The following is a 26594-nucleotide window of genomic DNA, read 5'->3' as shown; positions in this document are numbered from 1 at the left end:
AAAAAAAAATGATAATAACAGGAAAATAGTTTACTGTTGACTTGCCATGGATAAAAACATCAAAAATACAGGCATAAACCCGATTATAATTTTTACAGCAGGCTTAATATTAGTATCGCTTATTGGTTATTTACTTATTGCTGGTCGCAGTTTATTAATTCCGCTGGTTATCGCTATCTTTATTTGGCATCTTTTAAACACCATTCATAATGCTGTACAACGCTTGCCTGTCATTGGACCGCGATTACCCAACTGGCTTAGCATGGTGCTTGCCCTGCTGGTGGTGGCGTTTTTAGTAAAAATTTTAATTGATATCATCACTAATAATGTCAATGATGTCATAGCAGCTTCTTCAAGATACCAAGAGAATTTAACCCATATTTTTAATTCAATGGATAAACGTTTTCATTTTAAAACGTTAGCGAATGTGGATAATTTTCTAAAAGACTTAAGTGTACAACGTATTTTGGTAAATATTTATGGCGTCTTTTCAGCAATAACAGGCTCAGCTGTTCTTATTGCTTTGTATGTTATTTTTCTTTTTGTTGAGCAACATTTTTTTAGGCAAAAACTTGATGCGCTTGTCCCGCAAAAAGGTCACCGACAATTGGTTAATAACATCATTACCCATATCGTTAAAGATACACAAACCTATTTAGGCTTAAAAACGTTGCTGAGTATTATTACAGCGATATCGAGCTGGATTATCATGAAGTCAGTGGGGTTAGATTTTGCTGAATTTTGGGCTTTGTTAATTTTTTTCTTAAACTTTATTCCTAATATTGGGGCAATACTTGCAACAGCATTTCCAATGCTATTAGCTTTAATCCAATTTCAAAGCTGGGTACCTTTTGTCATTATTACTTCAGGGATTGTGGCGATCCAATTTATTATCGGTAATCTGGTTGAACCGCGTTTTCTTGGTAAGTCATTGAATTTAAGTGCTTTAGTTATCTTAGTCGCTTTGGCTTTGTGGGGAGCAATCTGGGGGATTTTAGGCATGTTTTTATCGGTGCCTATTACGGTAATGATGATGATCATTTTTGCTCACTTTGATGCAACACGCCCGATAGCAATTATGTTGTCACAGGATGGTTACATAAAAAAAGCTTACGAACAATTATAAAAGGGTTGCAGGCGCCACGGGAGAGTTTTCCCAATAAATTCCGTATCAACCGCGGGAATTCGTAATTTTCTCTCCCTAATCTCCGCATTCCCGTGGCGTGCAAAATTTATTGGGAAGCACCCCTTAGATCAATGTCCCAGATATCGATAACTTTGTCATCGCGAGTGATGTAAAATTTGTCAAATAAATTAATCGTGGGATCACAATGAGGGACAATTAACTCAAGAACTTCGCCATTAGAAGGCAATGTCCCTTCCTGAGAACAAGTTATTTTCCCGTGTTCATCACCAAATTCTCCCCAATCATAATGAAGATTTGAATGACTCATGATTTGAGGTTTATGGACTTTATCAACGTAAATAGATTTTGTTCCTGCATCTACCGTGACATGTTCAGCACGATTACTGCTAATCACTGTGGTTAGCAGGGTCATAGCATGCTTAAAGGTCTGAAAATGCTGGCTATTTTCTTTTGAGCCAATTGCTGCATACTCGACGTCCATCACCGTATAAGAACCTGGTTGAATCTCAGTAACTTCAGAAGCAGCAATATCAATGTCATAGGTTCCAGTGCCACTGCCTGTTAAAATATCGCAGGGCAAACCATGTCTTCTAAAATTGTTCACGATCTCACTTGCCATTTGCATGGTTTTTAATGAAATGGTTTTTCGTTCATGATAGGAGGCAATATGCTGAAGATTTCCTGCATAGCACTGTATGCCGATTAAGTTTAACCATTTGGAACGTTGAATTTCTACTGCAAGATTTAGTGCATGGTGAGGGGCGACTCCCGTTCTCCCTACTCCTGGATCAAGATCAACTAATACATGAATGGTTTGTTGATGAAGATGCCCTGCCTGCTCCAGATCAGCAATATTTTTCAGATTATCTACAACAACCATCGTATCGGGGGCTTTTTTTAAGCAGTTGAATAATCGTTCGATCTTATAAGAGGTGACAACAGGGGAGGTGATTAAAACGCCTGAAATACCTTGGTTGATCAGAACTTCCGCTTCAGCAATTTTTGCGGCACTGATTCCAATGGCGCCATACTCCAATTGAAGTTTTGCCAATTGCGTGCATTTGTGAGTTTTGCAGTGGGGTCTGATATTTACCTTATTTTGCAATCCATGTTGATGCATATGATTCAAATTGTATTGTAATTTTTCTTTATCAATGACCAAGCAGGGGGTATCTAATTCAAATTTATTGGCGCCAATAAATTCCTTTGACATAGGATTTCCAAAGAAATTGTTTTGAGAAAAGAAATATAGCAAAGAAATTAATTATAAAAAATGTATAGAGCAGACTTTGTATGGGAATGATGAAAATAAAGCTCAAACTATAAATTCTTATTTTTCTGGGTAAATAACCGAATTTTTGTGACTGCTATACCATATTTCTTCTTCACTTAAAGTCGTTTCAATAAATTCAATTGGAGTAGCGCATTCAGCAATCATTGCGACTTTAAATCCTGGGAACGGCTCGTAAGGTCCTAGGATAACTTCCTTGCCTTTAATTGCTTCATCAAGCTGACTCACTTTGAAAGCAACATGAGGCATGGTTTTAATCAGTGGATGAAGTGGTGAATCTTCTTCAAAACGATGGTATTGAATACGGTATTCGCTGTTTTCGCCGCCACTAGTATACATCTTAAATGTGGAACTGTATTTTTCTCCCTCTCGAGGGATATCAGTGGGAATTCCCATGTGGTGATATTCATAAGTTGTGGTTTTGACGGTCATGATATTCTCACTGTGATAACAAGCTATTCTTTATTTTAAAATAAAATGAGCTAAAGGAATATAACAAGGTAATCCTTTACCCAATTGGCTTTCTAATAAATCAATTTGTGTTACCCTTATTGGCAAAAGGGTGGGTAATTGAATTTCTTCAAGAAGCTTCCCTTGAACATGAGCTCCTCTTAATCGGCCTAAAGTTAAATGTCCACGGAAGGCGCGTGTTTCGGTGGAGTAGCCAGTAGCCAGGATGGCTTGACGGATACAATCTACAATTTCTTTTAACTGATCATTGGGCGTTGTTGAAAAAGAAATAATTCGTGGTTTTTTTGTGCTAGGAAATAATTGTATTTTTTCTAATTGTAAGGAAAAGGATTCGCAATTGCCTAACTGCAGCTTGGTATGTTCAATCAATTGTGGAATATGTTCAGATTGAATGTTACCCAGAAAACCTAAAGTAATATGGAGATTATAAAAAGAAGTCCAATGGATTTTTTCCTGAATTGATTGCTGTAAGATATTTAGAGTATCTTTGAGGATAAGCTGAATTTTTTTAGGAAAATTAATAGCAAAAAAAACTCTAAATTTCATAACCATCAAAAGCCATTCTATGGGAATTTATTAAAATTTAAGCACAAAATTTTGTTTTATTTATTTTTTATCATTATAAAAAATTCATTAGTTTTTGATTTAAATGAGAATAAATATTTTGAGTGTTTTTTTTGAATAAAGATAATTATTTAATGGTTGCTTGTGTTATTTTTAACTACTATCTTTACTGTGAGTCTTAATTAATTTTATGACAAACCATGAACCACCATTACACTGCGAAAATTTACTCAGATTGTGAGGAAATGGCGCAAAAAACAGGAAATGACATCGAAGAGTTATATGTTTGGATGTTAACTTACGACAATGGAGGTGGGTGTGGAACTCATGGAGAAATTATTGATAATATCACACAAGAAATTGTTAGAAAATTTAAAAAAAGTCCAATAGAATAAATGTTTCTTGAGTAGTATAAAAAATACACTCCCTGTGTCTCTATAGGTTGCCTCGATGGTCAAGGATTACTTTTGCCAAAAAAACAAAAAATTGTATCCAGATATTAACGTAATTGATTAGGTTAAAGGTTTTACCTTGTTGTTAGCCGATGTTGATTGGACCGATTCCTCAATTTTGAATAGAGGTTTGCCATTTACTGTTGCAAGAGGATATTTGTACACAAAACATGCATGGCTTTGTTTTTTAATCATTTATTATGTAATAGTGTCAAAGTATGGATTTTTTAAAGTGTAATGCTAATATGCGTGTATAGATGCTAATGATTAACTAAAGAAATATTTGTTGATGACTATTACCTCTTATGCACAAAATTTTGAAGATATCATGCTATGGCGAGCTCTCGGTCATATCGAAGCTGGGTTTTATATTGATATTGGAGCACAGCACCCTGTTAGAGATTCAGTGAGTAAAGCTTTTTATGAACGTGGCTGGCGTGGCGTACATATTGAGCCGGTACCAAGCTATGCTAGCTTATTACGCCGAGATCGTCCAGATGAGATCGTTTTAGAAACTGCAATTACTGATGCTTCAGGTTCTCTTCCATTTTATGAGATTCCTGAAACAGGACTTTCGACTGGAAGCGCCGATATTGCTTACAGTCACCAAACTAAAGGGTTTTCTCTGAAAGAAACTCGTGTACCTTGTATCACTTTGGCCACTGTATTTGAGATGGTACCTCATCGTGAAATTCATTGGCTTAAGATTGATGTCGAAGGGTTTGAGTATCAAGTTTTAAACAGTTGGGGAGAAGTTAATGTTCTGCCATGGATTATTGTTGTTGAAAGTACACTCCCCTTGACACAAACGGCTACTAATCATGAATGGGAGCATCTTCTTTTTGCACGAGGTTATCAAGAAATCTATTTTGACGGTTTAAATCGCTTTTATCTTTCGAAGGAACATCCCTATCTTGCTTCTACTTTTCACTGTGCCCCAACATTTTTGATAGCTTTGTTTTCAGTGAAACGACTTCTTTTTGTGAGCCTTTACAACAAAAAATCAAGCAACAAGCAGAAGAAATAGAAATATTACATCAACGATTATTTCAGCTTGAGGCCTGTAACATGCATCCAACTTCATCGGAAATATCAAAGAAAAAGAAAAAAATTTGGCATCTTTTTAGTAAATAGTTATTCTAAAAACACATTCAATATTCTAGAGACATTACGATGCTCGAATCCTCATGTATTTGCGTAAATGAATTTATGACAGGGCACTCTTTGCATCCCTATAACCGGCTTCAATGCGCTTTTGAATACTTTTATGAGAAAAATCAAAAGGTGCTGTTACAGTCTCGGGATCTTCATTTTCAATATAGGTAATATTTTGAATGTACTTGTAATTTATTAATCGGCGATAACCGGGTAATTTCTTGATTGGGCTATTTGCAGGGATTAATTTTTCAATCTCATTAATTACTTCAATGTAATCATTAACTTTGGTCGTTAATTCCATATTAAAACGGATTTTATTGGAGAAGATAATCTCAAAGACTCGATCAAAAACTTCCACCATGTTAGTGGGAACTTTCCCTCGACAAGGAAAGAGATTAACAACAATAATATGCTTTTCTACCTCAGGATTAGGATTAAGTCGTTCCAGCACTGGAGAAAGGGGTGTGTTTTCGAATAGTCCACCATCCCAATAATTGTTGTTACCAATTGTTGTCATAGGAAAGCCGGGGGGTAAGCTACCGCTGGCCAATACGTGATCGGGTGTGATTTCAGTCCGATTTTTACCTTTATTTTCAAAGATCTTGACCTCGCCTGTCTCAATGTTGGTGGCTGTTAAAATAAGATGAATGGGTGAATTATTTAGTTTTTTAAAATCCACATATTTCAAAAGTAATTTTTGCAAGGGTTGCGTAAAATAAAAACTAGTCCAATAAGGTAAAGTCCAATAATCGGTGCGTAAATTAAAAAAGGACTTGTTACCAAAAAGTGCTAAATAAGATTCGAAATTATCACTAAGGGGAGTAGAGGAAAGCGTAAGCTCGTCCCAGATTGCCTCGAGGGTTTTGATAGGATTAGCTTTAGCACCAATCAGTGCCACAGCATTAATGGCGCCAATAGATACGCCGGCAACTATATTAGGGGAAAATGTTCCTGGCTCATACAAGCGTTTTAAGACTCCTAATTCATAGGCTCCTAGTGCGCCTCCTCCTTGAAGTACTATCCCTATCTGTTTCATTATTCATCCTTGAGGTTTTAAAACCTATCATGAGTATATACCTCTAATCATTGGAAATACTACTTTTAGGCTTTTGCTTTCGCCTAAGTAATTTTCAAAAACTCGCAATAGGGCTGGCTATTACTCGCTTTTGAAAATTACTTAGCCAAAAAAATCAACTCGCTTAAATATAGTATTTCCAATGATTAGAGGTATCGATTATGAAATGTTATTGTGTTCTGTACTTTGCATCTGATATGAAAAAGCGCATAATAGCTGTTTTTTGACGATAACCTCAGCGCCCTATGAAACAGACTGTTGAACAATTACTTGTCCAAGCCCTTGAAAGCCTCAAGCAAACTACTACTATTCCTCAAGATCTCGATATTGATCTAAAGGTGGAGCGCGCTAAAGACAACAGTCATGGTGATTTCGCAAGCAATCTGGCAATGACACTGGCAAAACCCTGCCGCCAAGCGCCACGTAAGCTTGCAGAATTGATTGTTAATGCAATACCAGCTCATCCAGCGGTTGAGCGGGTTGAAATAGCAGGACCAGGCTTTATTAATTTTTTCATGCGCAGCGAAGCGCTTTCGCAAGTTATTGCTGAAGTTATAAAGCAAGGTGAGCAATTTGGTCGTAGTAATTTGGGGCAGGGACAGAAAGTCATTTTGGAATTTGTCTCTGCGAATCCTACAGGTCCTTTGCATGTTGGGCATGGTCGCGGTGCTGCTTTTGGTGCCACATTAGCCAATGTGCTTGCGGCTGCAGGTTTTGATGTGAATCGCGAATATTATGTAAATGATGCTGGCAGGCAGATGAATATCCTCGCTGCTAGTGTTTGGTTGCGTTATTTAGTCCTAGCAGGGGAAGAAATCATTTTTCCTGCGAATGGTTATCGCGGCGATTATGTGATGAATATCGCTGAAGAAGTCTTGAGAAAAGAAGGTAACAACTTTGTACATCCATGGTCTACTGTCATTGAAGGTTTGCCACCTGATGAGCCAGAGGGTGGGGATAAAGAAATTTATATTGATGCCGTTATTTCTCGCGCCAGGATACTTCTTGGCGAGCAAGGTTTTAAATTGTTCCACAAGCATGCTCTGGATTCTGTATTGGCTGATATAAAAGATGATTTGGCAGAGTTTGGTGTTGAGTATGATTGTTGGTTCTCTGAGCAATCATTACTGGATGGTGGAGCCATTGAAAAGGGAATTCAAGCTTTGAAAGCTGGAGGACACACCTACAACAAAGAGGGTGCATTATGGTTTCGCGCCACTGATTTTGGTGATGAGAAAGATAGAGTTTTGGTGAGAGCGAATGGTCATACTACCTATTTTGCCTCTGATGTTGCTTATCATTGGAATAAATATGATCGTGGATACGCTCGGGTCGTTGATATTTTTGGTGCAGATCATCATGGATATGTCACTCGTGTAAAGGCAGCTGTTAAAGCTTTAGGACATGATGAGAGTGCTGTTGATGTGTTGTTGGTGCAATTTGCTATTCTTTATCGCGGCAGTGAACGCGTGCAAATGTCGACACGCAGTGGTTCCTTTGTAACACTTAGGGAGTTGCGAGAAGAAGTAGGAAATGATGCTGCTCGTTTCTTTTATGTGATGCGTAAACCCGAACAACATATGGATTTTGATTTAGATTTAGCTAAATCGGAGTCTAGCGATAACCCAGTGTATTACATTCAATATGCGCATGCCCGTATAAGTTCGGTGTTAAGGCAGTTACAAGAGCGCGGCTTAAGTTGGGATGAAACTGCTGGATTGGCTCATGTTAATTTATTAGTTGAGCCACAGGAGGCGGTGTTAATTTCTTTAATTAGTCGCTATCCTGAGGTAATTGAAGCAGCTGCGAAAGCATGTGAGCCGCATCAACTGGCATATTACTTACGTGAATTAGCGAATGGGTTACATAGTTATTACAACGCGATACAATTGCTATGTGAACAAGACGTACTAAGAAGTGCGCGCTTGTGCCTATTGGTAGCAGTACGGCAAATCTTAAGAAATGGTTTGCGACTACTAGGTGTATCAACTCCTGAGAGCATGTGATGGCAAGGGATTACGGAAAGCGTAGACAGGGTAGACAGAAAAGCAGCGCGCCCAAACAATTTTTATGGGTGGTGGCTTCATTTTTATGCGGTTATATCACTGCCAATGTGTTTGACTTTACTAGCTTAAATAATTGGGTTCATAAAAATATTTTGGCACAGGATGAACCACAGCCGGAAGCAAAAGTTGTCGCTAAAAAGGAGAACCTACCTAAACCAAAATTCGAGTTTTATACGCTGCTGGCTAAGGATCATGGTCCCCCAGCACCTATGCCTAGACCCTCACTTGCAACCCCTGCGAAACCTGCACTACCTCCTCAAACTGTTCCTGCAGGCCAAACGGTAACACCTGCTGTGGCTACTGCGTCTGCAGCTGTACCTCATGCTCCGGCTCCTGTAACGGAAGCTAAGCCATTACCAAAAAACCCAACTAAGCCCAAAGAAGTTAGTAAAGAGGTTTATTTGGTACAGATGGCTTCCTTTAAAAGTAAGCAGGAAGCTGAACGCTTGAAGGCCTCGCTAATCTTAAAGGGGTTTAATGTGAGTATTGTTGCTGCTCCACCACAACAAGGTGGCTGGTTTAGGGTTATCCTTGGTCCTTATAGAACCAGGATAGAAGCAGAAAAAATTCAAATTGCTGTGGCTCGCAGTGAGCGTATTAAAGGTATGGTACGTAAGTTGAATGCTTGATAGATAACTATTATCTTTCCTAATCTTGGAAACCATAAACCTATAAGTTCAACTCAGGGAGAAGGAGCCATACGTCAGGATAATAAGTTACTAGCGTTGAGAGTCTTACCATGTCTAATATCTATGAGTTTTACCTACCAACCATTACCTGTCAAAATTGTATAGGCAGTATCTTATATGCGTTTGAGTCAGAAGAGTTTAAAAAGACAGGGATAATTATCGAGTCTCATCATACTGAGCACACGCAAAAAGAAATCAAAATAAAAGTAAAAAATAACAATAAAAAAAAAGAAGAGGTTAGAAGAATTCTCCGTGAAACAATTGAAAATGCTGGGTTTACATGCATTGATATTACTGAGAAGTCATCATTACCAAAAGCCCCTTTGTATAAGAGAATATTAACATCCAACTGGTTTTTGGGAGGACTTGGGACTGGAAGCGGTGTTATCCTATTAATCTTGTCCTTAGTTCTTACTGGGGGATTATCCTTACCGGCAATGATTGCAATGGGAGCGACGAGTACCTTACTAACACTTCTTTTGGGTGCTCCTTATTATTATCAGGCAGTAAATTCAATTAAAACACGTACACTTACGATGGATACCTTGTTTACCATTAGTACAATGACTGTCATCGTAGTTTCGCTTGCCGCTTTTGTTGTTCCAGGGCTTCCAATGATCTTTGAAGCAGGGCTCTTAATTTTCGGCTTTCGCTATCTTGGATTAGCTATTGAAGAAACAATTACAGAAAGGGTTGTAGTCGAGAAAAAGTTTAGAGATCGCCTACCCAAAGAGGTGCGAGTGTTAGGAGAGGAAAAATCTTTAAACACACGTAAGTTAGTAACAATTCAAGCCGGAGAGTTGTTATCGCTTGATGCCGGAGACATTATTCCAGTGGATGGTGAATGTCTCACTCCTGCCGTAGTTTATGACACAATTATTACGGGTTCTGTTTTGCCTCGTGCTATTAAGCCCGGGGAAAGAGTTCTGGCTGGGATGCGGTTAGCTGAGAATTCACCTCCAATGACTTTAAAGGCAAGCCCTATCACTTTATTGTTAGAAGAGGGGGACATCATTCCTGTTGATGGAGTATGTGAAGGCAAAGACTGCTTCATTTTTGATGAGGATTTGCAAAAACCACGACAAATTAAAGTAGGGGAAGCTTTGTCTGCTGGTACAAGATTGACCTCAACGGCTAAATTAATGGTAACTGCAGTGGCTAATTATTCTTATTTGCACAGGCTTGATAGAAATAATGAGCACGCTCAATTTGAAAAAGCACCTATTGAAGAGGCAACGACCCAAATTCTGCAATATTTTATCCCAGCTGTTATATTAGCGGCGATACTTTCAGGAGTAGTAATTAGTTTATTTTTTCCTCCTGCCTTAGCATTACACTCTGCAATATCTGTGTTGGTTGCGGCTTGTCCTTGTACTCTTGGCTTGATTACCCCTCTAGCTGTAAAAATCGGCATCAACAAAGCAGCTGAACATGGAGTGCAGTTTAAGAGTGCGAAAACTTTGCAGGCTGCAGAGAGTGTTAATGCAGTAGTCTTTGATGTTCATGGAACATTAACTACTGGTGTTCCTACAGTAACTGATTATGCTCACTCTAATCTAGTCAGTAAAAAAGCACTGTTAAGCTATTTTGCTGCGTTGGAACGAAAATCTCAGCATCCTATCGCTAAGGCTATTGCTGATTTTGTAAACGATAAAGAAACAGACGAACTTGTTGTTGACTCATTGGATGAGTCAAATCATTCAGGATTAAAAGCCAAGATTACTCGATGCGAGTCAAATTTAGATGATTTGCAAAAAGAGTACACAGAGGAAATAATTCTTGGGAATCAAGCGATGATGCAAGAAAATGGCATCGATGTTTCTGCAATTCAAAGCAAATTGGGTCTTAAAGGTGGACAATCAGTGGTTTACCTCGCCCGCAATAAACAATTATTAGGCTATATGGTAGTCACTGATCCATTGCGTAAAGACGCCCTAGAAACAGTTACCGCACTGAAAAAGATGGGTAAAACAATATTTATTTGTACTGGAGCTGATGAAAATACTGCAAAAAGGTATGCTGAATTATTAGATATTCCCTTTAGCAATATTTGTTGGGGTTGTGTCGGAATTTCAGAAAATTCGCAAGATAACTCCAAAACTGCCTATATTGCCAAACTGCAAGCTCAAGGTTTTAATGTCGCAATGGTGGGAGATGCCGCAAATGATGCGGTAGCATTAGCACGCACTTTTGGAATAGCGATTAAATCTAAATCAGGGGATGAGGTCACCCAACAGCAAGCCAGTGCTGTAGTTCAGGGTGATTCACTACTGCCTGTTGCCAATATCTTTGCTATTGCAAATCAAACAGTAGGGAATATTAAACAAAATCTGGGCTTTAGCTTAGCCTATAATTTGACTTCTATGCTTTTAACAGGAGGTTTATTGGTTGCAATTGGTTTGACGCTTAACCCTGCAGTGGGTGTCGCTTTAATGATCTTGCAGACAAGCCTTGTCTTACTAAATGCTTATCGCTTTAAATCGCAAAGATTGGAGCATTTACAACCGCTAAGAGCCCAAACTCAGTCAGAGTTTGAGGAGTCTTATAGTTGTTTTAATAACCTTTTTAACAATAAGAAAATGCCAACAACGCCTGGAAGGTCTTTCGAGAGAGAAAATGAATTCCCCGCGAGGCTTTTTAAACCTCAAATTCCAGCAGATAACTCTATACAACCCCAAGATTTAGAAGGCCGTTTGATTAGCGGGTTACAGTGACGCGAATGTCACTGGCATTTTTTATTGCATGTGGTTTACTGACGCTAATGGTTAATTGTGGAACGTTAAATTCCTGTTTAATCAAATTGGCTACATTTTCTGCGACGGTTTCAATAAGGTGAAAAGAATTTAATTCGACGTAAGTTGTCACTTGGTGACAAAGCTTATCATAGTCAACTGTGTTTGCGATATCATCTTGACAGGCACTAAAGTTACTGGGAATGGAGATATCGATTAACAAACGTTGCAATATTTGTTGCTCCCAAGCATAGACGCCGATGCGAGTCAGTACACTCAAGCCTTTTATTTGAAGAATATCCATTGCTATTCCAGTTAAATAACTCGCAGAGGTTTAAAACCTCTTATACAAAAAATGTGACAGTAGGATAACAATGGCTTGTTTTAAGGGCAATAATAATTCAGCTTAATACATGAATTTATTATCAAAATAATGATCAAGTCTTCAGCAAAAATCAAGAAAGAGCATGTGGTGCCGGAGAATTATTATTTTTTTCTAACTAATTTTTGAAAATATTTATGTCTTTGGTCACTTGATTAATTTTTTATCAAAAGTTATTCTGTATGCAGTTATATTACAGGTTGGTTAATGGTGTATGCCCAAAGATGGAGAATAGTTATCGTTATTAATCTGCTGTAAAACCGCGAGGATCTTATTATGTCTGAATTCGCTTCAATTGATACCCGTGAGTATCAAAATAGTATTAAAGAAAAATTATCAGTAATGATAGATCCCATTTCAAGAGAACTCCCTCTCAATCCAGTGTATGCTAATTATCAGGATTCAGATCTACAACCTGTTCGCTTATATTCGAAAGAAACGATACAAGAACTTCAGCGACAAAATGAAATTTCTCGTCAAATTTTAGAAGAATTAAAACAAGATAAAACAGGGATTTTTGTAGCTTTAAAATATACTGAAAATTTATCCGAATCAGATACGCGATATAAAGAATTTTTATTAAAAATGGAAAACCTTACCAGCGAAAAAATTCTTGCTATTTTGCGTGAACTCAATCAAATGGTAAAAATTGTCAATTTTTCACTGACAGCGCAACCTTTCTTATTGAAAATTCATCGCATTCTTCATAAAGATATTGAAGTTTATTTACAAGCTTTCTCAGACTTGGTCCTCCTTGAAAGTGTTGCTACAAATAAAATTGATGCGCTAAAGACAATTAAAGGCCTATTTAATTTTTATGAAGCGATGTTTAAAGAACAAACAGCCATTACGGCAATAAGGCATGGTCAGCTAGTAATTAAGGGAGTTCCTTTAACACCTGATCAAGTGATCTGCCCTGCAACAAGAAAAAAATTGATTGTTTCGCGCTCCCTGGAGACTAGTAATAACGCAAATGATTTTCTAGCAATTTGCATTGCCTTAAGTCAATTGGCTAAATTAAGAGAAGATGATATTGAAGATTTTCTAAAAAGAGCACCTCTTGATTATCTTGAAAATGCAAATAATAAATTGTTGCAATATTTGCGTTATCCATTTTGGTTCAATTTTTCTCCCGCACAAAAGCAATTTTTAAGGGAAATGGGGATTGAATCTGCTGCAAATCAGTTACGTTATTCGCATTTATGGAATGAAGAAAAATCCTTGAAAGAAAATGTTTTGTCATTACTGATAGATTATACCAAGCAGGATTGGCGTTATCCGGTCTTTGGTTTATTTATTACCGGTCATTGGAATCGCCATCACCATGCAGAAATCAGGGAGACAATAACATTGCTAAAATCAGGGAGTGGAATTAGTGCTACTTTGCAGAAATTAGAACAGCAAGCTAAAGCTCGCCCAGATTATAACACCCAGGGTTCATTGGCATGTCGTTTGGAGTTTATTCAACGCAAAATGGTTAAAGCTGCTGCTATAGATCCAGTTGATAACCCTGCTTTAAGTGTAGTGTTTTGAAGTCAAATGGAGCGGTGTTTGGTAAGTCACCTGATCTTAACTGTTGCTATCTAACCTAGTGGATAGCACATCCTTAAGAATGGGATCGGCTTCTTTTATAAACTCGTCGGCACTATAATCTGTGGCGGAATCAAATTTGTGGTTATAATAAACTTTAACCTTCGTGTTTCTATTAAATAATTGAACATCTGCAGACTTATAATTTCCTTTCTTAAAAAATACAGTTAATTTTTTGTCACAACCAGGAGGAAGAAAAAAACCATTCACGCTATTTTGGCTACTGTGTTTCTTACCCCCTTCTTCTGAGCACGGAGAATGTGTTAAAAAAATATCAATCTTACTAATTTTTTGATTTGGATAGGTCTCTTTAAACTTATTCAAGATCGATGGGAAACCTCGGATAAGGTTTTCTTCAGCATGCTGAGCATGCTGGGGGAATAGTTGTGGGACTTTAGCATCAATCATGAACTTAAAAAGTTGGTGCTTTCGATAAGGATCAATATTTTTTGTGTCCTGCTTGCTTAATTCGTTACCAATAGCTATTTTCGCATGAGCTTGTATAATTGTTGCTACTGCGGCGTCTGGGTTACTACGAAAAACAAAATAGGCTTGGCCATTAAAACTAATAATAACGAATACCTCTTTAGATTTCCGTTGAAATGCTCCCGTGGCTTCAGAAAGAGAATGGTAAAGTTTCATTTTTTTTTTTGTATATTTTGCTAAAAATTAATTCATTCTATTTGGTTTTTATTAAGGAACTATTAAATTTATTTTTTTAAGATCAGCTATTCTTGGGTAGATAAAATTAACAAGATGTTCGGGCAATAATCAAAAAAATCGCCTGTCTGCTTTTTATTAGCTACAATGTTAGAATTTCATTACCCCTTTAAAATTAAGTAGATTATGGACGTTAATATTCAGGATTCTTTATTTATTCGTGCATTACGGCGTTTACCTGTTCCCCGGACACCCGTGTGGTTTATGCGGCAGGCTGGACGTTATTTACCGGAATATCGTCGAGTAAGAGAACAAGCTGGCGATTTTTTGAGTTTATGCAAAAATCCTGATTTAGCTTGTGAAGTAACGCTACAGCCTTTGGCCCGCTATCAGTTGGATGCTGCTATTTTGTTTTCCGACATCCTAACTATACCGGATGCGATGGGTTTAGAATTGTATTTTACTGAAGGAGAGGGGCCTGCATTCCACAAGCCAGTGCGTACTTCCGAAGCAATTGCAGCCATAGAAGTTCCTGATCCGATGGAACAACTAAGTTATGTCATGGGAGCCGTTCGTCAAATCCGTCAAGAAATGCCTAAAGAGTTACCCTTAATTGGTTTTTCCGGTAGCCCTTGGACCTTAGCCTGCTATATGGTAGAGGGGGGAGCCAGCCGTGATTTTAAACAGATTCTACGTTTACTTTATGTTGAGCCACAGACGCTTCATCTATTGCTAGCGAAACTTGCACAAGCAGTAACGGTTTATCTCGATGCGCAGATAAAGGAAGGGGTCAATGCAGTGATGTTATTTGATACTTGGGGAGGGATTTTAACTGCAAAAAGCTATCAGGAATTCTCCCTAGCTTACATGAAAAATATCATTACTGCGCTAAAGCAAAAACATCCTCAGATTCCTATTATTCTTTTTACCAAAGGTGGCGGTCAGTGGCTTAAGTCAATGGTTGAAAGTGGTTGTGATGCGCTGGGTTTAGATTGGATGACAGATCTTGCTGTCGCTCGTGCCCAAGTAGGTAATCAGGTAGCTTTGCAGGGTAATCTCGATCCTGCCGTGTTACTTTCTAATCCTCAATGTATACGTAACCAAGTTAAGCAAGTGTTAGCATCGTTTGGTTCAGGTGAGGGGCATGTGTTTAATCTTGGACATGGTATTACCCCCGATGTGCCGCCAGAGCACGTTGCTGCTATGATTAATGCAGTACATGAATTTAGTCCTGCTTATCATCAAGGAGGGTGATAATATGATCATTAACAGTGAATTTAAGCCGGCTTGGTGGTTGTCGAATTCACATGCACAAACTCTTTATCCTACCTTAGCTCGTCGTGTGCAGGCGCCTGTTGATATGACTGAGCGTATCGAATTACCTGATGGCGATTTTATTGATTTAGCGTGGGCTATTAATGGGCTGAGCCCTAAGTCGCCTTTGGTGGTTTTGCTTCATGGATTGGGAGGAAGTATAGAGTCTTCCTATGTAGCTGGATTAATGCATGCGCTGAATGCTTGTGGTTGGCGTGCTGTGCTTATGCATTTTAGAGGTGCTAGTAAAGAGCCGAATCGACTAGCCCGAGCTTACCATTCTGGGGATACAGGTGATTTAAATTTTTTTCTGCAGCTTTTGGCAAAACGTGAACCTAATACTAAAAAAGCTGCTATTGGTGTTTCATTAGGAGGAAATGTTTTACTAAAATGGTTAGGGGAAAGTGGGCCACAAAAATTAATCGAAGTGGCAGTTGCAGTTTCAGTGCCGTTTCAACTCCGTTTGGTCGCTGATAGAATCAGTCAGGGTTTCTCCCGGGTTTACCAGGGTTATTTGCTGCGTCGTTTAAAAGCGGTATTTGAACAAAAGAAAAGTGCTTTCCATGACAATTTGCCTGAACCTATTAAAAATATGCACAAATGGCAGTGTTTTTGGACCTTCGATGAATTTGTAACTGCACCTTTGCATGGATTTCCCAATGTCCATACATATTATCGTGATGCAAGCTCACGTAAATATTTACGCGGCATTGCTACACCAACACTGATTATCCATGCACTGGATGATCCTTTTATGACTCCGGAAGTTGTACCACAAGAGGATGAGTTATCGCAGGATATTGTTCTTGAACTCAGCTCTACAGGAGGACATGTAGGTTTTATCACTGGTAATGTACCCTGGATGCCAGTCTATTGGCTAGAGCAACGGATCCCCAATTTTTTAAAACCTATCTTTTCTTAAGATTTATTGAATTAGGGATGAACTCTTATATTTTTTGCGTTATAGACCGCAGGGGCAAATAGGGTGTTCATATTATGACTCTTGCGGCCTCTCTTTCGGGAATACTGGTTATATCGATTTAAATTGGCGGCTTAGTTGAATAGCCATCTCTAAAGATTGCTCATAATTTAATCGAGGATCAACCAGGCTGCGGTAGGCTCTCTTGAGATCTTCTTCATTTAATCCACGCGCTCCACCAATACATTCGGTCACATTATCCCCAGTAAGCTCAAAATGAACGCCTCCTAAATAGCTCCCCATTTGGCGGTGAATATTCACCGCTTGTTGCAATTCAGACAAAATATTATCGAAATGTCTTGTTTTTATGCCATCAGGAGTCGTTTCAGTATTGCCATGCATGGGATCGCACGACCAAGTGACAGGACAATTAGTTGCTTTCACTGCCTCAATAAGTGGTGGCAATAATTTTTGAATTTCTTTGGTACCTAAACGCGTTATAAGAAGTAATCGTCCTTCTTCATGTTGCGGATTAATAATTTTAATCACTTCCGCTAACCATTCTTTAGTGGCGCTTGGGCCAATTTTGATGCCCACTGGATTTTGGATTCCCCGTAAAAACTCCAGATGAGCGCTATCTAATTTGGCTGTTCGCATACCTATCCAGGGCAAATGAGTGGATAAGTTATACCATAAGCCATCATGCAAATGTCGAGTTAATGCTTGCTCATAATGAAGGTGTAAGGCCTCATGGGAAGTGTAGAAATCGACTTTATTCAGAGAGCTATCGCGCAAGCCATCGATTGCCTCTATAAAGGCTAATGAGTCAGAAAGAGAACGCACGATTGCATGATATTCGTCGGCTTGAGGAGAGTGTTCAACAAATCGTAAATCCCAGCGTTGTGGATGATTTAAGTCGGCAAAACCCCCATCTAATAGCGCGCGAATAAAATTTAATGTCATTGCTGCACAGCTATATCCTTGTAGCATTAATTTAGGATTCGGGATACGTGAATCAGCATCAAAATGCTGCGAATTGACCAAGTCGCCACGATAACTAGGTAAAGTAACACCGCCTATGGTTTCATAATCTGATGAGCGAGGTTTAGCGTATTGACCAGCGATACGCCCTATTCGGACAATAGGTTTTCGCATACCGTGCAGCAAAATAAGACTCATTTGTAACAAAATCTTAAGCTTATTGGTGATGATATCTGAGCGACATTCGTTAAACGATTCGGCACAATCGCCACCTTGTAGAATAAAGGCTTCCCCTCGACCCGCTTTAGCAATTGCTTGTTTTAAATGTTTGATCTCTCCACTGGTAACAAGGGGAGGGAGTTGACTTAATTGCTCCACAACTTTTGCAAGTTGAGTTTGATCAGGATAACTGGCTGATTGTTCATAAGAAAATTCTTGCCAAGAAACTGGCGACCACTCACGCATAAAAAAGAACCTCTTGATTATCTATAATACCGAGTATGCGATGAATGAACAGTTCTAGCAAGTTATACTTGATGTAATTTACTACAATCAAAAATATTTAGCATGGAGATAATAAGAAAAGTCTTGCTGCTTAGGGCTTGAATTTTTCCTAAAAGCCCCCAATTACTGCCATCATTTTATTCGGGAGTGTATACATGAGCGAAGATAACAAAAAAAATTGGCGGAAAATTAAAGAAGAACATGAGCATGATCAAGAAGAGTCTTGGGATGAGGACGATGAAGAGCTTTTGGAGGATGCTGATTCTTCTGACAATCACGAAGCGGCCTTAGAGCATCCAAGTTATGCAGCGCTTGAAGAGCAATTAACTCTTGCTGAGCAAAAGGCTCATGAAAATTGGGAAAAAGCAGCGAGGGCGCTGGCTGAATTAGACAATGTTCGTCGACGAGCAGAGCGAGAAGTGGCTAATGCTCATCGTTATGGTGTAGAAAAATTACTGACTGCTTTTCTTCCTGTAGCAGATAGCATAGAGCAGGCATTACAACTCTCTGAAAAGGAAAAGAATGGTAGCATGCATGAAGGTTTGCAGCTAACGATGAAATTGTTTCTTGACGTTTTGGAAAAAAATGGTGTCCAACAGTTAGATCCTATCGGTGAATCCTTTAATCCCCAAGAACATGAAGCAATGTCTATACAAGAGAGTGCAGATGCTGCTGCCAATACGGTTCTTGCTGTATTCCAGAAAGGTTATAAATTACATGACAGGGTAATTCGACCTGCCAGAGTTGTTGTTACTAAGGCTAAATCTATTGATGAAAAAGCCTAACTCTTAAAAGACGGCTTGAAATTTATAAATATCACCCCATATGAAAAACATTGCAATAAAACTATCGGAGCAAGAGTAAATGGCAAAAATTATCGGAATCGACTTAGGTACAACAAATTCCTGCGTAGCCATAATGGAAGGCGATAAACCACGCGTAATTGAGAATAGTGAGGGTCATCGTACTACACCTTCAATCGTGGCTTTTACTGATGATAATGAAGTTTTAGTTGGTCAATCTGCCAAGCGTCAAGCAGTTACTAACCCAGATAACACCCTTTTTGCGGTAAAGCGCCTGATCGGTCGTCGTTTTGATGATGCAATTGTGCAAAAAGACATAAAAATGGTTCCCTACAAAATTGTTAAAGCTGACAATGGGGATGCTTGGGTTCGTGTCAAAGGCCAAGATAAAGCACCACCACAAATTTCAGCGGAAGTGTTACGTAAAATGAAAAAAACTGCTGAGGATTATCTTGGTGAAGAAGTCAAAGAGGCAGTGATCACTGTTCCTGCTTATTTCAACGATTCTCAACGTCAAGCGACAAAAGACGCTGGCCGTATTGCTGGTCTTGAAGTCAAACGTATTATTAATGAGCCAACTGCTGCCGCACTTGCTTATGGTATGGACAAAAAACGTGGTGACTCTGTTATCGCTGTCTATGACCTTGGGGGCGGTACTTTTGACATTTCTATTATTGAGATTGCAGAGGTTGATGGCGAGCATCAATTTGAAGTGTTGGCTACAAACGGTGATACTTTCTTGGGTGGTGAAGATTTTGATTTGGCATTGATTGAATATCTTGCGTCAGAATTCAAAAAAGAGTCCGGCATTGATTTACATAAAGATCCGCTAGCGTTACAGCGCTTAAAAGATGCTGCTGAAAAGGCAAAAATTGAGTTGTCATCCGCACAACAAACGGATGTGAATTTGCCCTATATTACTGCAGATGCCTCAGGACCTAAACACTTAAATATTAAGCTAACTCGCGCTAAATTAGAGTCACTTGTTGAAAGTTTAGTTGAGCGCTCTATTGAGCCTTGTAAAATTGCATTGAAGGATGCAGGCTTGAATGTTTCTCAAATCAATGAGGTTATTCTCGTTGGTGGTCAAACCCGTATGCCGATGGTACAAAAGAAAGTACAGGATTTCTTTGGAAAAGAACCACGTAAAGACGTAAACCCTGATGAGGCTGTTGCGGTAGGCGCTGCAATCCAAGCGGCTGTCTTGTCGGGAGATGTGAAAGATATCTTATTGCTTGACGTAACACCACTCTCTTTAGGAATTGAAACACTTGGTGGTGTCATGACTAAGCTTATTGAGAAGAATACAACAATCCCAACTAAAGCAAATCAAGTCTTTTCAACAGCTGATGACAATCAAACAGCTGTGACTGTCCATGTATTGCAAGGGGAGCGCGAACAAGCTTCTGCGAATAAATCATTAGGGCGTTTTGATTTAACTGATATCCCACCTGCACCACGTGGTGTGCCACAAATTGAAGTTATTTTTGACATTGATGCTAACGGTATACTGAATGTTTCTGCTAAAGATAAAGCAACTGGGAAAGCACAATCAATTGTTATTAAAGCTTCTAGTGGCTTGAGTGATGAAGAAGTTGAGGCAATGGTAAAAGATGCTAAAGCTCATGCGGATGAAGACAAGAAATTTAAAGAAATGGCTGATATTCGTAATCAGGCTGACAGCCTCATTCATAGCAGTGAAAAATCAATGAAAGACTTGGAAGGTGAATTGTCGGCTGATGAAAAAAGCGGCATAGAAACAGCAATAGCTGAATTGAAGGAAGCTATCAAGGGTAATGACAAGGCACAAATTGAAGATAAATTAAAAGTCTTGACGAATGTCTCTGGTAAAATGGCCGAACGTGTTTATGCAAAGAAAACTGCTGAAAGCCAAGCACAGACTCCTCATGAGACGAAAGCAACTGAAGAGCCAGCTAAACAACAAGCTGATGAGGGTGTTGTTGATGCTGAGTTTGAAGAAGTACAAGACGATAAGAAGTAATAAACATAAGATAAATTGATGGCGTGGATAATTTTATAGCGTCATCAATTTACTGTGGCAAAGAAATGTGGGTGTTAATCCACTCCGTTTCTTTCTTGTACTTCTATAATAATAAAAATAATAACTTTCCAGTTATTATTAGGAAAATATGTAGCTCTCACTAACAATGGGAGGGATATTTCCCTAATACAGTAGCGAAACTCAGAGGATCGTGTTGTCTTATAGTGGGTAGTGTCGCTGAAATTATAAGTGGACTGAATTTTTTATGGTAAAATAGTTTAAATTTTAATTAGAGTATTAGAGTTATGGAAAAGCAGGATTATTATGAACTTCTCGGTGTAAATCGTGGTGCTGAGGAGGGTGAAATAAAGAAAGCCTATCGAAAATTGGCAATGAAATATCATCCCGATCGTAACTCTAATGACAAGGAAGCCGAAGAGAAGTTTAAGGAAATACAAAAAGCCTATGCGGTATTGTCAGACCCGCAAAAAAGGGCAGCATATGATCGTTTCGGTCATGCTGGTGTTGACCCTTCAATGGGCGGTGCTGGTGGTTTTGGTGGCTTCGGCGGTTTTGGTGATGTTTTTGAAGATATTTTTGAAAATATCTTTTCTGGTGGCCGAGGACATGGCAGACAATCCAGAGCTCAGCGCGGAGCTGATTTACAATTTAATGTGCAACTTACTCTAGAAGAAGCAGCACTAGGCAAACAAATTGAAATTACTGTACCAAGGCATGTGTCTTGCCAAGTTTGCGAAGGTTCAGGCGCGAAAAAAGGTTCCACCCCTAAAAATTGTGAAACGTGTAATGGGGTAGGGCAAGTTCGAATCCAACAGGGTTTTTTTTCAATCCAACAAACTTGTCCAGGTTGTCATGGAGAAGGAAAAGTAATTACTGATCCTTGCGGTAATTGCCATGGACAAGGAAGAATCAGAGAAAGTAAAAAATTGACGGTCAAGATTCCCGCAGGTGTCGATAACGGTGATCGTGTACGTCTCAGTGGTGAAGGAGAAGCTGGTGTTCATGGTGGACCTGCAGGAGATTTGTATGTTCAAGTGAATATAAAGGCTCACTCAATTTTTGAACGCCATGAAAGTGATCTTTATTGTGAAGTACCAATCAGTTTTATAACTGCTGCTTTAGGCGGCTCTATTGAAGTGCCCACTCTGGAAGGACGAGTGACTTTAAAGATTCCAGCTGAAACTCAAACAGGAAAAACCTTCCGCTTACGAGGAAAGGGGATGAAGTCGGTTCGTGGCCATGCTACGGGAGATTTGCTTTGCAGAGTTGTTGTTGAAACCCCAGTGAGTTTATCAAAAGAGCAAAAAGAATTACTGACAAAGTTACAAGATTCACTAGACAGCAGTAAAAAAACACATTCGCCACGTTCAAGTTCCTGGTTCGATGGTGTAAAAAAATTTTTTGAAGACATGAAATTTTAGTAAACCTACTGTACAATTTAGTACTTTACGCAGTCATTGTGCGCGGTCTGCAAAACAGCAGCATCGCGCACGAGTTTAAGAGTCTTGTATGTTCAATAAACCAGCAATTTTAGTTCTTTCTGATGGAACTGTGTTTGAAGGCGTATCCATTGGTGCTAGTGGTGATTGTGTAGGAGAACTGGTTTTTAATACAGCTATGACTGGTTATCAGGAAATGCTCACCGACCCTTCCTACGCTAAACAAATCATTACCTTAACCACGTCGCATGTTGGCAATACCGGTTGTAATGCAGAAGATATGGAGTCTTCCAGGGTTTGGGCCTCTGGTCTGGTTATACGTGAATGTTCGCTGCATTCAAGTAACTACCGTGCTGAACTATCTTTACCTGAGTGGTTAAAGAAACAAGGTGTCGTTGCTATTGCAGGGATTGATACCCGCCAATTAACGCTGAGCCTACGTGAGAAAGGAGCTATTGCTGCTTGCATTAGCACTAATGCTTCTGTGATTGAAAAAGCAATAGAAAAAGCAAAAAACTTTGCTGGCTTGGAAGGGATGGATTTAGCGTGTGAAGTATCGAGACAGACTATCGAACGTTGGCATGAGGGACGAGGTGCCTGGGCCAATGAATCAAAACCTAATCAATTTCATGTTGTTGCCTATGATTTTGGTGTCAAGCATAATATTTTGCGAATTTTGCATGACAAGGGTTGTTATATAACGATTGTTCCGGCAAAGACATCCGCTGCAGAAGTAATGGCACTTAATCCTGATGGTGTTTTCTTGTCAAATGGTCCTGGGGATCCACTTGCTTGTGATTATGCTATTGCAGCGACTCGTCAATTTCTGCAAGAAGGTATCCCTTTGTTAGGAATTTGCCTAGGATTTCAAATTTTAGCTTTAGCATGTGGAGCTAAATCCATTAAAATGAAATTTGGCCATCATGGTGCTAATCATCCTGTTGTCGAAACTAATGGATCTCAACGGGTTTTTATTACAAGTCAAAACCATGGTTTTACTATTGAGGAAGCTTCTTTACCCAATTGTTTGCAGGTAACGCATCGTTCTCTATTTGATCAAAGCTTGCAAGGAATTCAGCATAAGGAAAAACCAGCTTTAGGTTTCCAGGGACATCCTGAGGCAAGCCCAGGCCCTCATGATATTTTGACAATTTTTGATCAATTCATTTCTTTGATGAAATCAAATCAATTTAAAGAGGATATAGCGTGAGTGATTTTCATGTTTTTACGTCTGAATCAGTTTCGGAAGGTCATCCTGACAAAATAGCTGATCAAATTTCAGATGCGATTCTTGATGCAATTCTAACGAAGGATCGTAATGCTCGTGTTGCTTGTGAAACCTTTGTAAAAACCGGAATGGTTTTAGTTGGTGGGGAAATAACCACTACGGCTTGGGTTGATGTTGAGGAAATTGTCCGCGAAGTCATTCGAGATATCGGCTACAATAGTTCAGAAATGGGTTTTGATTGGGCTTCTTGTGCAGTACTGAGTGCGATTGGCAAGCAATCTCCTGACATTGCACTTGGGGTTGATAATCAGGAAACAAAAATTCTTGGTGCAGGTGATCAAGGGTTAATGTTTGGTTATGCTAGCCGGGAAACGGATGTTTATATGCCCGCTCCAATTGCCTACGCGCACCGACTCATGGAAAAACAAGCTTCTTTAAGAAAAGAAAAGAAATTACCTTGGCTTCGTCCAGATGCTAAATGCCAATTGACCTTAAAGTATGAGCATGGCATTCCTGTTGGCATTGATACGGTAGTATTTTCCACACAACATTCACCTGATATTAGCCATAAAGATTTAATTGAAGCGGTGCGTGAAGAAATTATTAAGCCTGTTCTGCCTGCTGAATGGTTATCTTCCCACACACGCTTCTACATTAATCCTACTGGCCGCTTTGTTATCGGCGGGCCTTTAGGTGATTGTGGTTTAACAGGCAGAAAAATTATTGTTGATACGTACGGCGGTATGGCGCGCCATGGTGGAGGGTGTTTTTCAGGTAAAGACCCGTCTAAGGTAGATCGTTCCGCTGCTTATGCGGCACGTCATGTGGCTAAAAATATTGTGGCCGCTGGTATTGCCGATAAATGTGAAATTCAAGTGTCTTATGCGATTGGTATTGCTGAGCCTACATCAATTAGCATTAATACTTACGGTACTGGGCGTCTTCCTGATGCGGAAATTATCGATCTGATTAATACTCATTTTGATTTAACACCACAGGGTATTATTGATCACCACGAGCTTTTGCAACCTATCTATCGTAAAACGGCTAGTTATGGGCATTATGGTCGCGAAGAATTTCCTTGGGAGCGGTTAGATAAAGTAGCCGTCTTAAGCAAAGCTTTATAGGCCTAACCACCAAAGGATAAATTTATGAAACACGCGGATATTGCGGCGAAACAAAGCCATTCAACACAAGACTATAAGGTGGCTGATCTGTCTCTTGCGACCTGGGGTCGCAAAGAAATTGCTATTGCTGAAACAGAGATGCCAGGTTTAATGGCTTTACGCCGAGAGTTGGCTAATAAAAAACCATTACAAGGGGCGCGCATAGCAGGTTGCTTACACATGACTATCCAAACAGCAGTTTTGATAGAAACATTGCAAGCATTGGGCGCAGAAGTGAGATGGTCTTCTTGTAATATCTTTTCTACGCAAGATCATGCAGCGGCTGCAATCGCTGCTGCCGGTGTCCCTGTGTTTGCTTGGAAGGGAGAAACAGAAGAGGAATATTGGTGGTGTGTCGAGCAAACTATACGTGGTCCTGGCGGATGGACACCTAATTTACTTTTGGATGATGGTGGTGATTTGACCCAGCTGATTCACCAAAAATATCCAGAGATGTTTGCCAATATTAAAGGTGTTTCTGAAGAAACTACCACAGGAGTGGCCAGACTTTATGACATGGCTAAGAAGGGCCAGTTAAAGATACCTGCTATTAATGTGAATGATTCTGTTACTAAATCTAAATTTGATAATTTATATGGTTGTCGTGAATCGCTACTCGATGGTCTAAAACGAGCAACGGATGTCATGATAGCCGGCAAGGTTGCATTAATTCTTGGTTATGGGGATGTAGGCAAAGGTTGCGCTCAAGCCTTACGCGGACAAGGTGCTACTGTTTGGATTGGTGAAATTGATCCTATTTGCGCTCTACAGGCCGCTATGGAAGGTTATCGCGTAGTCACTCTGGATGATGTGGCAGAGCAAGTGGATATTTTGGTTACCGCTACGGGCAATTATCATGTTGTGACCCATGATCATATGGTACGCATGAGAAACCAGGCTATTTTATGCAATATTGGCCATTTCGATTCAGAGATCGATATCCAAAGTTTACGTCAATACAAGTGGGAAAACATCAAACCCCAGGTTGATCATGTCATATTCCCAAATGATAAGCGATTGATTATTCTTGCTGAAGGGCGCCTTGTCAATTTAGGTTGTGCTACTGGCCACCCTAGTTTTGTGATGTCTGCCTCTTTTACCAATCAGATATTGGCTCAAATAGAGTTGTTCCAACATAGCAGCAGTTATGATAATCAGGTGTATGTGCTGCCTAAGCACTTGGATGAGAAGGTAGCAAGACTTCATCTGGATAGAATTGGAGCTAAACTAACTAAACTTAGCCAAGAGCAAGCGGATTACCTTGGTGTATCAATCAATGGGCCTTACAAACCAGAACATTACCGTTACTAAGTTGTTTCGGGTGATTGTACTGCTCTCTTAATTTAGATTACAATGCCTGTAACACCTCTTTTAGTGAATACATGAACCCCGCGGTCTTTGCCGTAGGGATTCACGTTTTCGCATTGCTGCGGCATCGACCGCGGGAATCAAATGCTTTAATCTTTGTTATGAAAATTTGTTTGGGGTTAAACTTAGGAGAGGTTGTATAACCTATTGCGCTCAGGCATTTCCTGAAAAATCTTATGTATTAAAATATTCATGCCTTTTGATTTGGCGTTTTTTCTAAACACCATATCGATAAAATCTGCAGGATTCATGGGCCATTTATATTCTTCTACAGGTTCCTCACCGTTTTCATCTTCTATGATTGCGATATTGTCTTGCAAAAAACTAGCCACTGCTTCTTCATCATAGGCAACTAGGGCTCCAGATTGAATGCCCCGAAAGTGTCCTTTAGGAACTACATCGTATTTCCTATTGTCCTCCATATGAACAAATTTATCAATTTCAGGGTTATAAGCATAAAGTTCTTCTGGTGTGGGATTAGGAATTACAAAAATCTTGAGCCCTTTTTTTCTCAATAAAACACTAATGCGAAATTCGTCAAAACCAGCCTTTCTAATCTCAGCGAACTGCAT

The 26594-nt window shown here is 39.3% G+C and carries 23 protein-coding genes; 15 read left to right on the top strand and 8 right to left on the bottom strand.

Annotation, left to right across the window (positions count from 1 at the left end; translation table 11 throughout):
* Positions 1-73 precede the first annotated feature (73 nt).
* Positions 74-1126: an AI-2E family transporter gene (locus Lbru_RS16125; RefSeq protein ID WP_058443184.1), complete on the top strand. Its 1053-nt coding sequence runs from the start codon at positions 74-76 to the stop codon at positions 1124-1126.
* A gap of 106 nt (positions 1127-1232) precedes the next feature.
* On the opposite strand, the gene Lbru_RS16120 is transcribed toward Lbru_RS16125, so the two are convergent.
* The 3 genes from Lbru_RS16120 to thpR form a co-directional block, all read right to left on the bottom strand.
* Positions 1233-2360, bottom strand: a complete 1128-nt coding sequence (locus Lbru_RS16120) for a DSD1 family PLP-dependent enzyme (RefSeq protein ID WP_058443135.1) — start codon at positions 2358-2360, stop codon at positions 1233-1235.
* 117 nt (positions 2361-2477) lie between these two features.
* Complete coding sequence (locus tag Lbru_RS16115) at positions 2478-2870, bottom strand: hypothetical protein (protein ID WP_058443134.1); 393 nt, start codon at positions 2868-2870, stop codon at positions 2478-2480.
* Positions 2871-2900: 30 nt separating this feature from the next.
* The gene (thpR, locus tag Lbru_RS16110; protein ID WP_162262416.1) at positions 2901-3455 is read right to left on the bottom strand and encodes an RNA 2',3'-cyclic phosphodiesterase; all 555 of its coding nucleotides are present in this window, start codon (positions 3453-3455) and stop codon (positions 2901-2903) included.
* A 218-nt stretch (positions 3456-3673) separates the two neighbouring features.
* Between thpR and Lbru_RS16105 the strand changes: the two genes are divergently transcribed.
* The gene (locus Lbru_RS16105; protein WP_058443132.1) at positions 3674-3868 is read left to right on the top strand and encodes a hypothetical protein; all 195 of its coding nucleotides are present in this window, start codon (positions 3674-3676) and stop codon (positions 3866-3868) included.
* A 346-nt stretch (positions 3869-4214) separates the two neighbouring features.
* The gene (locus Lbru_RS16100; protein ID WP_065235486.1) at positions 4215-4952 is read left to right on the top strand and encodes an FkbM family methyltransferase; all 738 of its coding nucleotides are present in this window, start codon (positions 4215-4217) and stop codon (positions 4950-4952) included.
* Between the two features lie 180 nt (positions 4953-5132).
* On the opposite strand, the gene Lbru_RS16095 is transcribed toward Lbru_RS16100, so the two are convergent.
* Positions 5133-6119 (bottom strand): patatin-like phospholipase family protein, encoded by a 987-nt coding sequence (locus Lbru_RS16095; protein ID WP_058443131.1) that lies wholly within the window; start codon positions 6117-6119, stop codon positions 5133-5135.
* A 284-nt stretch (positions 6120-6403) separates the two neighbouring features.
* On the opposite strand from Lbru_RS16095, the gene argS reads away from it, so the two are divergent.
* From argS to Lbru_RS16080, 3 genes are all read left to right on the top strand, one after another.
* Positions 6404-8164: an arginine--tRNA ligase gene (gene argS / locus Lbru_RS16090; RefSeq protein ID WP_058443130.1), complete on the top strand. Its 1761-nt coding sequence runs from the start codon at positions 6404-6406 to the stop codon at positions 8162-8164.
* Positions 8164-8853: an SPOR domain-containing protein gene (locus Lbru_RS16085; RefSeq protein WP_058443129.1), complete on the top strand. Its 690-nt coding sequence runs from the start codon at positions 8164-8166 to the stop codon at positions 8851-8853. The genes argS and Lbru_RS16085 overlap by 1 nt, the downstream gene beginning before the upstream one ends.
* Positions 8854-8963: 110 nt before the next feature.
* Positions 8964-11627, top strand: a complete 2664-nt coding sequence (locus Lbru_RS16080; protein WP_058443128.1) for a heavy metal translocating P-type ATPase — start codon at positions 8964-8966, stop codon at positions 11625-11627.
* On the opposite strand, the gene folB is transcribed toward Lbru_RS16080, so the two are convergent.
* Positions 11611-11949 (bottom strand): dihydroneopterin aldolase, encoded by a 339-nt coding sequence (gene folB / locus Lbru_RS16075; protein ID WP_058443127.1) that lies wholly within the window; start codon positions 11947-11949, stop codon positions 11611-11613. The two genes, Lbru_RS16080 and folB, sit on opposite strands and share 17 nt — an antisense overlap.
* A gap of 354 nt (positions 11950-12303) precedes the next feature.
* Here folB and Lbru_RS16070 point away from each other — a divergent pair, with 354 nt between their 5' ends.
* Entirely contained in the window at positions 12304-13560 is a 1257-nt protein-coding gene (locus Lbru_RS16070; RefSeq protein WP_058443126.1) for a DUF5617 domain-containing protein, read from the top strand.
* A 36-nt stretch (positions 13561-13596) separates the two neighbouring features.
* Here Lbru_RS16070 and Lbru_RS16065 read toward each other — a convergent pair whose 3' ends face one another.
* Positions 13597-14259 carry a hypothetical protein gene (locus Lbru_RS16065; RefSeq protein ID WP_058443125.1) on the bottom strand — a complete coding sequence of 221 codons (663 nt, stop codon included), beginning with the start codon at positions 14257-14259 and terminating at the stop codon, positions 13597-13599.
* Positions 14260-14463: 204 nt separating this feature from the next.
* Between Lbru_RS16065 and hemE the strand changes: the two genes are divergently transcribed.
* Positions 14464-15531, top strand: coding sequence for a uroporphyrinogen decarboxylase (hemE, locus tag Lbru_RS16060; protein ID WP_083500947.1), 1068 nt, complete (start codon positions 14464-14466; stop codon positions 15529-15531).
* Between the two features lie 4 nt (positions 15532-15535).
* Positions 15536-16513 carry a hydrolase gene (locus Lbru_RS16055; RefSeq protein ID WP_058443123.1) on the top strand — a complete coding sequence of 326 codons (978 nt, stop codon included), beginning with the start codon at positions 15536-15538 and terminating at the stop codon, positions 16511-16513.
* A gap of 108 nt (positions 16514-16621) precedes the next feature.
* On the opposite strand, the gene Lbru_RS16050 is transcribed toward Lbru_RS16055, so the two are convergent.
* Positions 16622-17956, bottom strand: coding sequence for a 3-deoxy-7-phosphoheptulonate synthase class II (locus Lbru_RS16050; RefSeq protein ID WP_058443122.1), 1335 nt, complete (start codon positions 17954-17956; stop codon positions 16622-16624).
* A 194-nt stretch (positions 17957-18150) separates the two neighbouring features.
* Between Lbru_RS16050 and grpE the strand changes: the two genes are divergently transcribed.
* The 6 genes from grpE (at position 18151) to ahcY (ending at position 25965) form a co-directional block, all read left to right on the top strand.
* Positions 18151-18780, top strand: coding sequence for a nucleotide exchange factor GrpE (gene grpE, locus Lbru_RS16045; protein ID WP_058443121.1), 630 nt, complete (start codon positions 18151-18153; stop codon positions 18778-18780).
* Between the two features lie 79 nt (positions 18781-18859).
* Positions 18860-20800 (top strand): molecular chaperone DnaK, encoded by a 1941-nt coding sequence (dnaK, locus tag Lbru_RS16040; RefSeq protein WP_058443120.1) that lies wholly within the window; start codon positions 18860-18862, stop codon positions 20798-20800.
* Between the two features lie 305 nt (positions 20801-21105).
* Complete coding sequence (gene dnaJ / locus Lbru_RS16035) at positions 21106-22242, top strand: molecular chaperone DnaJ (RefSeq protein ID WP_058443119.1); 1137 nt, start codon at positions 21106-21108, stop codon at positions 22240-22242.
* 88 nt (positions 22243-22330) lie between these two features.
* Positions 22331-23470, top strand: coding sequence for a glutamine-hydrolyzing carbamoyl-phosphate synthase small subunit (carA, locus tag Lbru_RS16030; RefSeq protein ID WP_058443118.1), 1140 nt, complete (start codon positions 22331-22333; stop codon positions 23468-23470).
* Positions 23467-24615: a methionine adenosyltransferase gene (metK, locus tag Lbru_RS16025; protein WP_058443117.1), complete on the top strand. Its 1149-nt coding sequence runs from the start codon at positions 23467-23469 to the stop codon at positions 24613-24615. The genes carA and metK overlap by 4 nt, the downstream gene beginning before the upstream one ends.
* A 24-nt stretch (positions 24616-24639) precedes the next feature.
* Positions 24640-25965, top strand: coding sequence for an adenosylhomocysteinase (gene ahcY / locus Lbru_RS16020; protein WP_058443116.1), 1326 nt, complete (start codon positions 24640-24642; stop codon positions 25963-25965).
* Between the two features lie 182 nt (positions 25966-26147).
* On the opposite strand, the gene Lbru_RS16015 is transcribed toward ahcY, so the two are convergent.
* Positions 26148-26594 (bottom strand): hypothetical protein (locus Lbru_RS16015; protein ID WP_058443115.1); only part of this gene is annotated, 447 nt, incomplete at its 5' end.

This window comes from Legionella brunensis, assembly GCF_001467025.1.
Lineage (GTDB): Bacteria > Pseudomonadota > Gammaproteobacteria > Legionellales > Legionellaceae > Tatlockia > Tatlockia brunensis.
Note: the sequence above shows the minus strand (reverse complement) of the source record. Positions and strands in the feature narration are given on the sequence as shown.

Bases quoted from the DNA above. Each gene is read 5' to 3' on its own strand.
- carA (WP_058443118.1), top strand. From the start codon at position 22,331: ATGTTCAATAAACCAGCAATTTTAGTTCTTTCTGATGGAACTGTGTTT.
- Lbru_RS16065 (WP_058443125.1), bottom strand. From the start codon at position 14,259: ATGAAACTTTACCATTCTCTTTCTGAAGCCACGGGAGCATTTCAACGG.
- Lbru_RS16050 (WP_058443122.1), bottom strand. From the start codon at position 17,956: ATGCGTGAGTGGTCGCCAGTTTCTTGGCAAGAATTTTCTTATGAACAA.
- ahcY (WP_058443116.1), top strand. From the start codon at position 24,640: ATGAAACACGCGGATATTGCGGCGAAACAAAGCCATTCAACACAAGAC.
- Lbru_RS16115 (WP_058443134.1), bottom strand. From the start codon at position 2,870: ATGACCGTCAAAACCACAACTTATGAATATCACCACATGGGAATTCCC.
- dnaJ (WP_058443119.1), top strand. From the start codon at position 21,106: ATGGAAAAGCAGGATTATTATGAACTTCTCGGTGTAAATCGTGGTGCT.
- dnaK (WP_058443120.1), top strand. From the start codon at position 18,860: ATGGCAAAAATTATCGGAATCGACTTAGGTACAACAAATTCCTGCGTA.
- Lbru_RS16120 (WP_058443135.1), bottom strand. From the start codon at position 2,360: ATGTCAAAGGAATTTATTGGCGCCAATAAATTTGAATTAGATACCCCC.
- Lbru_RS16080 (WP_058443128.1), top strand. From the start codon at position 8,964: ATGTCTAATATCTATGAGTTTTACCTACCAACCATTACCTGTCAAAAT.
- thpR (WP_162262416.1), bottom strand. From the start codon at position 3,455: ATGAAATTTAGAGTTTTTTTTGCTATTAATTTTCCTAAAAAAATTCAG.
- Lbru_RS16070 (WP_058443126.1), top strand. From the start codon at position 12,304: ATGTCTGAATTCGCTTCAATTGATACCCGTGAGTATCAAAATAGTATT.
- Lbru_RS16085 (WP_058443129.1), top strand. From the start codon at position 8,164: ATGGCAAGGGATTACGGAAAGCGTAGACAGGGTAGACAGAAAAGCAGC.
- grpE (WP_058443121.1), top strand. From the start codon at position 18,151: ATGAGCGAAGATAACAAAAAAAATTGGCGGAAAATTAAAGAAGAACAT.
- folB (WP_058443127.1), bottom strand. From the start codon at position 11,949: ATGGATATTCTTCAAATAAAAGGCTTGAGTGTACTGACTCGCATCGGC.
- Lbru_RS16055 (WP_058443123.1), top strand. From the start codon at position 15,536: ATGATCATTAACAGTGAATTTAAGCCGGCTTGGTGGTTGTCGAATTCA.
- Lbru_RS16100 (WP_065235486.1), top strand. From the start codon at position 4,215: ATGACTATTACCTCTTATGCACAAAATTTTGAAGATATCATGCTATGG.
- Lbru_RS16105 (WP_058443132.1), top strand. From the start codon at position 3,674: ATGAACCACCATTACACTGCGAAAATTTACTCAGATTGTGAGGAAATG.
- argS (WP_058443130.1), top strand. From the start codon at position 6,404: ATGAAACAGACTGTTGAACAATTACTTGTCCAAGCCCTTGAAAGCCTC.
- Lbru_RS16095 (WP_058443131.1), bottom strand. From the start codon at position 6,119: ATGAAACAGATAGGGATAGTACTTCAAGGAGGAGGCGCACTAGGAGCC.
- hemE (WP_083500947.1), top strand. From the start codon at position 14,464: ATGGACGTTAATATTCAGGATTCTTTATTTATTCGTGCATTACGGCGT.